The organism is Pseudovibrio sp. Ad37 (assembly GCF_001623075.1).
Taxonomy (GTDB): Bacteria; Pseudomonadota; Alphaproteobacteria; order Rhizobiales; family Stappiaceae; genus Pseudovibrio.
The window spans coordinates 23,357-29,913 of record NZ_LMCF01000217.1 but is presented as its reverse complement, the minus strand read 5'-3'; the positions used below and the strand labels follow the sequence as shown (position 1 = coordinate 29,913).

The 6,557-nt window shown below is 48.7% G+C and carries 6 protein-coding genes and 1 pseudogene; 3 read left to right on the top strand and 4 right to left on the bottom strand.

The window, feature by feature from the left end; translation table 11 throughout:
- The coding region (locus tag PsAD37_RS27930; protein ID WP_153039653.1) for an integrase core domain-containing protein at nt 1-142 on the top strand (142 nt) is incomplete at its 5' end.
- A gap of 21 nt (nt 143-163) precedes the next feature.
- Nucleotides 164-334 (top strand): hypothetical protein, encoded by a 171-nt coding sequence (locus PsAD37_RS28480; RefSeq protein ID WP_193778327.1) that lies wholly within the window; start codon nt 164-166, stop codon nt 332-334.
- A 462-nt stretch (nt 335-796) separates the two neighbouring features.
- Here PsAD37_RS28480 and PsAD37_RS23435 read toward each other — a convergent pair whose 3' ends face one another.
- Nucleotides 797-1,063: a hypothetical protein gene (locus tag PsAD37_RS23435; protein ID WP_153039850.1), complete on the bottom strand. Its 267-nt coding sequence runs from the start codon at nt 1,061-1,063 to the stop codon at nt 797-799.
- Nucleotides 1,064-1,219: 156 nt separating this feature from the next.
- Nucleotides 1,220-1,432 carry a hypothetical protein gene (locus PsAD37_RS23430; protein ID WP_063298143.1) on the bottom strand — a complete coding sequence of 71 codons (213 nt, stop codon included), beginning with the start codon at nt 1,430-1,432 and terminating at the stop codon, nt 1,220-1,222.
- 379 nt (nt 1,433-1,811) lie between these two features.
- Here PsAD37_RS23430 and PsAD37_RS29305 point away from each other — a divergent pair.
- Nucleotides 1,812-1,913: pseudogene (locus tag PsAD37_RS29305) on the top strand (IS6 family transposase); the annotation flags it as partial.
- A 108-nt stretch (nt 1,914-2,021) separates the two neighbouring features.
- On the opposite strand, the gene PsAD37_RS23420 reads toward PsAD37_RS29305, so the two are convergent.
- Both PsAD37_RS23420 and PsAD37_RS23415 read right to left on the bottom strand, forming a co-directional pair.
- Nucleotides 2,022-2,390 (bottom strand): Imm8 family immunity protein, encoded by a 369-nt coding sequence (locus PsAD37_RS23420; RefSeq protein WP_063298141.1) that lies wholly within the window; start codon nt 2,388-2,390, stop codon nt 2,022-2,024.
- Between the two features lie 10 nt (nt 2,391-2,400).
- Nucleotides 2,401-6,519, bottom strand: a complete 4,119-nt coding sequence (locus PsAD37_RS23415; RefSeq protein WP_063298140.1) for a hemagglutinin repeat-containing protein — start codon at nt 6,517-6,519, stop codon at nt 2,401-2,403.
- Between the last annotated feature and the right edge of the window lie 38 nt (nt 6,520-6,557).

Sequence of the window (6,557 nt, the reverse complement as noted above, 5' to 3'; positions counted from 1 at the left end):
TTACTCGTTGCGTGAAGCCCAAATAATCATCGAAAGGTGGAGGATACACTACAATACCAAACGCCCCCATAGTGCGCTGAACTTCCGCCCACCGGCTCCTGAAGTAATCATTCCAGTAGACCAAAGGCCAGTCATGCACTAACTTTCAAACCGGACCACTCAAGTGGGGCTGATCACGGTTGCCACGTTCCTTGGTGATGGTGCTTATGATGGGACGCCTGTGAGGCAAGAATTAGCAGACCGTTTTGAAGGTATCGAGGTGAAACTTGGCCTCGCCGTTCTCAACACAATGACGGCCTTCGGACGCGCCACGTTCGAGAAGGTTTCTGCATGATCAGATGCATGCGATTGGGCAGGCTGCAAGCTAATTTCGAATTGTGCAACAGCGCCCCTTTTTCTTACATTTCCAACTAGTTCCGTAGTTGCAAGTTGTGTATCTCGAATTTCTGTATTGAATAGCGCGTTGCTATATCTAGTTTGGCCATTAACAGATTCAATTGTACCCCCACCTTTGCTTATAACTACGCCATTAGCAATGTCATCTAACAAGCCGTCGATAGCCCTCAGCTTATCAGCTGATTTTACTGCAACGACTACACCAGTGGTCATTAAAGTTGATCCACCCAGTGCATCACCTGCAGCGCCTTCTGCCAATGCAACGGTTACTTCTGTCAAGCAAGCAGGTGTCTTGAAACAGGACAATGTAGCTGGAACGGCCTGAACTGCCACCGCTCCACCTAGAATAATTGCTGATATAAGTAGGGCCTTTTGAAACTTACTCCCCACTGCTTACGTGTTAAGTTTCAAAATCCCACAAACCCGCAATTTTCAGTTGTTCTTTGGGATTCCAACCGGCTGGTTTTAGATAATCACTACTTTCCCAAGGCATCCCACGGGCAACCCAGACACGCTTCCATTCGTCGAATGTAACATTGCAATCATTGTCCGAAACACCGAACTGAAATCCACAGCATTGACATATTTCAAATGAGCCGTAACCATCCGAGTATGGAGCTTCTCTCAATTCTGGGAATCCACATACAGGGCATTGATATTTAACCATTTTATTCACCGCTAGCATCCAAATTTTTCATCACCGAACGGATACGTTCTACCATCTGGCTTTTTTGATAAGAAGATCGCCAACTACCCGATCTTGCGGAGCATCTATTGTGTCAGCAAGAATTGTATGTTTCGCTTTCAGACACCTCGGTTGAACTCACATTGAAATATCATTCTCATCCATTATTGATCTGATTTTAGCTGAAAATTCAACTATTTCGTCTACATTTAAATTGACATAAGTTGACAAAGAATTTGCAGGAATGTTCTGAAGTAAGCCTAAACTTGCCCCAACTAAATATCTCAACTCCGTTTCTGACAGTTCAACTTGAACTTTCTTTTCTTTGTTCTGATCAAAATTAGACAGCATTGTTAGCTTCTTCCTTAAGGGACTAGGCTGACTTTGTCGTTTACAGCTACCTCTATGCAATCACCGTCAAGGATCACATCTATGGTCGAGTTGTCCGGCCACATATTCCAACCTTTTATAGTGACCTTGTATGCATGCTGAAACGTAAGTTCTTGCCCAATACCTAGCTTAAGATTTGCTGGTCCATCGAGCAAAATAGCGACTATCAACTGGCTACCAAGCCTATTCACGTGTGTTACAACTCCAATAACAGTCAATCACGATACCCATTCCATTTAGCTGTGTCCTGAACTCCTACACCCTAGCAACGTTGACGGTGTGTTCAACATCAGATATTCCATAAGCTCGCTGGTTTTGAACCAGCTTGGTTGCCGCTTCATACTCCCCTCGCCGCTACAAACTCTCCTCTCATTCCTACCGTCACGCAAGACCCGATGCCTTTGCCCTTTGGGCAGACTATACCGCTGAAATGGCTGCATGAAATCTTCTCAAATTGGGCTTTTGCAACTCACTTAAAATAAGTTGGCAATCCCCAGTAGGGACTTCTGCAACAACGCCTCTCAGAATATGAAAGTAAGGGGATTAAGTTTTATGTCTGCTGATAGTTGGCATATTCCCACATCGCATAACGGCTAAGTTGGATAGCAACATCGGACCAACTTTCACCATTTATCTCACTGCATAATTGGCTGATTTTGGTCTGAATTCGCTCAAAGTCATACTCTTCAACCAAAATCATATAAATACCAAAAAAACCAAAGTCTCCAAAAGTCTTGTTCACCATATTGGAAACAGCCCACTTGGGAGTGCAAACATGGAATTGAAATAACTCGCTAGTTGCTTCTCCCTTTGGGCCAATATGTGCATCGAGTGTAAAACTAAAAGAGTCCTCGACATCAGGCCAGTATGTTTTTGGATCAATATCTAATGAGGTTAGCTGCTTTAGTTCTGCTTGCATACTTGAATCCTTAATTCGCAACGTCCAAGTGAGCATTCGAAGTTATTGTCCACTTGCCGTTAATGAGTTCTCGTTTCTCGAGATTAATTTGGATGCCTGTTTGACTATATGGGTTATTAGGTTTTGGAGTTGGTGGGCGATACGTTTTGGTGCCGTCAGCACTAACAAGAGTTTTCCCGTCGCTTGCAATTCGATAATTTGGTCCTACCCATGCCTTACCAAGTTCGTCGGCTTCAGTTCGTGTTGCAGTGCCTTTAAGAGTTAGGTTTCCTTTTTCTAACTGGGATGCTTCTCGCAAAATCCCGTGCTTTTCCGTCGTAGACAGTTTCCTACTAGTAGCATTGCTCTGAACTCTCACGCCACCCAACATCGCCATAGCGATGACAGTTCCGAGTTCAAGACCTGTATCCTCTAGTGCTACAATTTTCTGTTCGACGGTCGTGTTTGGATTAGCCCAGATTTGCCAGCGCTCTGTTGTCATATGCTCGCGGAGTTCAGTGCCATCAGCGAGACCCTGCGAGTATGCGTTAAAGAGTTCGCCTCTTGGTTTTCCATCGAGTTGCTCTGCGGCGTCAAGAAGCCACATGACCATGAAGTTTTCAACGGCTTCGCCAGACCGACTTCCAATACCCCCGGCAAAACCGGTTGCTTTGAGCAACTCAATCTTCTGATTGGTAGGAAGCTGGTTCAGATAAGCATAGATTGCGTCCTGGCATTCTTCGTAGGTTTTTATGCCCAACTCTAACCGACTTCCGTCGGCTTGAACAATAAAGCACTTGGTTAGTTCTGCCGCATGGGCGGTACTGATAAAGAGATTAAAGATGCTGAAGCTTTGGGTTGTTGTACAACCTCCCAGTTGTCCTCCAGCGACAAGGGCATCAACACCTTGTTTTGCTTTCTGCTTTTCATCTTCAGTCAGCTCTTTGCCCAGAAGATATTTATCGATGAATCCACCAGGTTCAGTGGCCTTTCGAACGACGGTTTGTACTGCCTCAATTGCCGTATCTGATACATAGACACCGACGTAGTTTTCCTCGTCCTTGGTGACTTCCTGCGCTAAGTCGACATCGCGGTTGAGTTCATCGACACTCTCCGTCTCGCCGTTCTCCTCGAGCTCCTGCTGCTTGTCCTCATCACGGATGATGATCTCACCTTCGCCGACCGTGGCGCGCGTGATCTGGCGTTTGTCGCGGTTGGCATAGCTGCCTTCAAACTGGCCGCCGTAGGATGTCTCAGCTTCAGTTTCCTGGCTGTCGGTCTGATCTGAAGTGTTGTCAGGTTGATCATCAGGCCCCGTATCCGGCTTCTTATCCGTATCCTTCGCCCCCGGCACCGTGAAGTTGACGCCAACTGAGCCGCCAATGTTGGACTGCTTGTCGTGATCATCAATATCACTGAAGGTGAGCGTGCCGGTGGAAAGAGACAGGTCGTCCGTATCTGACGCAATCAGACCGCCTGTGAGATCCGTGTTGCCAGCCACATCAATCTCAAGGGTTTCTTCCGTGACAATACCGGTCTGCTCGGTGACCCAGGCTCTGGAGCCTTCGCCCTTGCTGCCGTTGACACTGAGGTTCCCGGAGAGACTACCTGACATGAAGTTGTAGGAAATCCCACCGGAAGCACCTGCAGAGCTTGATGAGTTGCTGCCTGTATCCTGAATGCTCTCAATGTTCAGATCGCCGCCCACATCCAGATCAGCTGTCTTGGCCGTGACTTGCGCGCCTTTGAGCGTGGTGTCTGCGCCAGATGTCAGGTCCAGATTGCCTGCAACATTCAGTTTGCTGTTGGTTTTATAAGTCTGCTCGCTTTCGTGTTTGCCGTTTTGAATGCTGGCATTGACCCCGGCGCTGACAGATATGTCGCCTGTCCGGCTGACCCCAGCTGTGACCGAGATCCCTGCGGACTTAGACGAGTTCTTGCCAGAACTTGCCATGGTGTTGTCGGCAGCCTCAAGGGTGATCTCACCGCCCGCATCCAGAGTCGCATCCCCGCCCACATCAATTTGAGCGCCTTTACTGGTGATGTCCTCGCCAGCTATCAGTGTCAGATCATTGCCAGCATTGAGCACAGAGACTTTCGCAGCAGAGCTTTCCTCGTGTGATCTGCTCTTTTCACTGGAAACAGTCAGGCTATTGGTGATCCCGGCAACCGTACCGCCATTTTGCGCTATATCGACGAGCGTGTTTGCAGCTTCGGCTGCTTTCAGTCCGGCAGAGACAGCGGTTATCGCCTGATATCCGACATTGCCCTTGCCTGCTGTTGCAGCCTTTGGGGTCTCCACCAGTGTTTTCACTGCACCAGAGACGTTTTCAAAAACACTGATACTCAGAGCAACTGTATCAACCCGGTGACTCTCGGAGTGCTCATAATTATCATTGACAGCCTTAAGATCGATATCGCGGCCTGCGGTGATACTCAGGTCATTGTCAGCATTAAGGACCGCAGCTGTGGAATTCACATCCTCACCAGCCTTGATACTGATGTTCTCACCGGAGACAGAGGACACCACGTTGGTAGTCACATCTGTGTTGAACTTGTGCTTTTGTGATTTGTAGCCAACTGTTGCGCTTCCCCCGCCAACCTCTGCAAAGAAGCCATGGCTTTTCTTCAGCACATCTTCCTGGAACGTGTTTTCTGCCGTGTTCAGATTGACGTCTTTGGCTGCTTCCAAAGTGACATCTGCTTCACTGGAAATCGCAGAAGCAGTGATGTCGACTGAACCACTGTTTGATTTGATGTCCAGATCATCGACAGTTGCGACCACCGTTCCCACCTGTTCGGTGCTGGACGTCTCCCGGCGACGGGTTTTGCCGGATAGAAAACCCTTATGTTTTGAGTTGCTGAAACTATACGTGCTTTCTTCCAGCGCGGAGATGGTGACATCACCATTAGCCTCTATGGAGGCAGTGCCATCACTGGCAATCAAAGCGCCTTCAAGCGTGATGTCTTTTTCTGACTTCAGCTTCAGATCATCGGCCACTTGAATGGAAGAGGTCACGTATCGGGTTTTATCCTCAACGCGGATACTGTGAACACCGTTGCCCCTTGTGTCAGAATCGAAATGAGACCTGGCTTCAACACCTGTGACTTTGAGATTGCCACCGGTCCCCACTTCCAATGTCCCGCCACTGGACAGATCCCCGCCAGCGATCAGCGTGTCGCCGGTGCTCTTCAGGATCAAAGAGTTTTCCGCCGAGACAGAGCCGATTTCCCGCACGATGGTGCCAACACGGTCCTGACCATTGTCGGTGGTTGTGATGAGTGTCTCAACCACGATCTCATTGGCGGCCAATTCAACTGTTTCACCGGAAATACTGCCGGAACTGTTGGTCAGTGTGCCCTGGGCGGCGATCAGGACGTCTTTTTTGCCTGAGATTTTCCCGCGTGTGTTGATGACCTCGCCCGCGCTAAGATTGACGCTACCAGCAACAATAATCGCACCATCGGTATTGCGCCGGTTCTTCGCATCCGCCAGGTAAAGGCGGGGAACAAGAACTTCATGACCCGCGACAACTGTTTTCTCGTACCAGACAATGTCTTGTGTCAACTGCGCGACCTGATCTGCGCTTAAAGAAATTCCATAGCCAAGATCCAGATCTTCTGCAGCTTCTGCTGCATTATGCATAAGCTCGCGGACCTGATCTGCATCAGAGCTCACGCCCCCGGAAATCCAGCGTTCGCCGGTTGCAGCCAGGATCTGGTCGGTAACCAGCCGGGTATCAAAGTAAGCATCTCCCAGTGACTGGCCATATTGGTCCAGACTGTCGAGGTCGAGCTTATCTGCAAAATAATCCAGACCAAAGAAGCTTGAAGGATCGATGAACTCAAAGCGGCTTTCGATCAGATAGGTTTTGTCTTCCTGAGCAGGGGCAAACAGCTGCGGGTTAGAGGTCAATCCAATGGCCCGCAAATAATCCTGTCCGTTGCTTTCACGGGGATTGATCGTCTTAGGGTCTTCCAGATCAAGATCACCAAAATCAAGATTATCAATGGAGCCCAGGCCTGGTATCAAAGGTGTAGGTGCACTGATCGTTGAGCCATCAAGGCTATCGCCTTTGGTCAGACCACTCGCATTTGTCTGCAGGATCTGCGTGTTATTGGCTAAAGTATAACTGCCTGAATTTTGCAAGGCCTCATCGGCATCTGCTTTCTCAGCACCAATCTGGC

What these genes read in the sequence shown, in the direction of transcription:
- PsAD37_RS23435 (WP_153039850.1), bottom strand. Translation starts at nt 1,063, where the DNA reads ATGGTTAAATATCAATGCCCTGTATGTGGATTCCCAGAATTGAGAGAA.
- PsAD37_RS23430 (WP_063298143.1), bottom strand. Translation starts at nt 1,432, where the DNA reads ATGCTGTCTAATTTTGATCAGAACAAAGAAAAGAAAGTTCAAGTTGAA.
- PsAD37_RS23420 (WP_063298141.1), bottom strand. Translation starts at nt 2,390, where the DNA reads ATGCAAGCAGAACTAAAGCAGCTAACCTCATTAGATATTGATCCAAAA.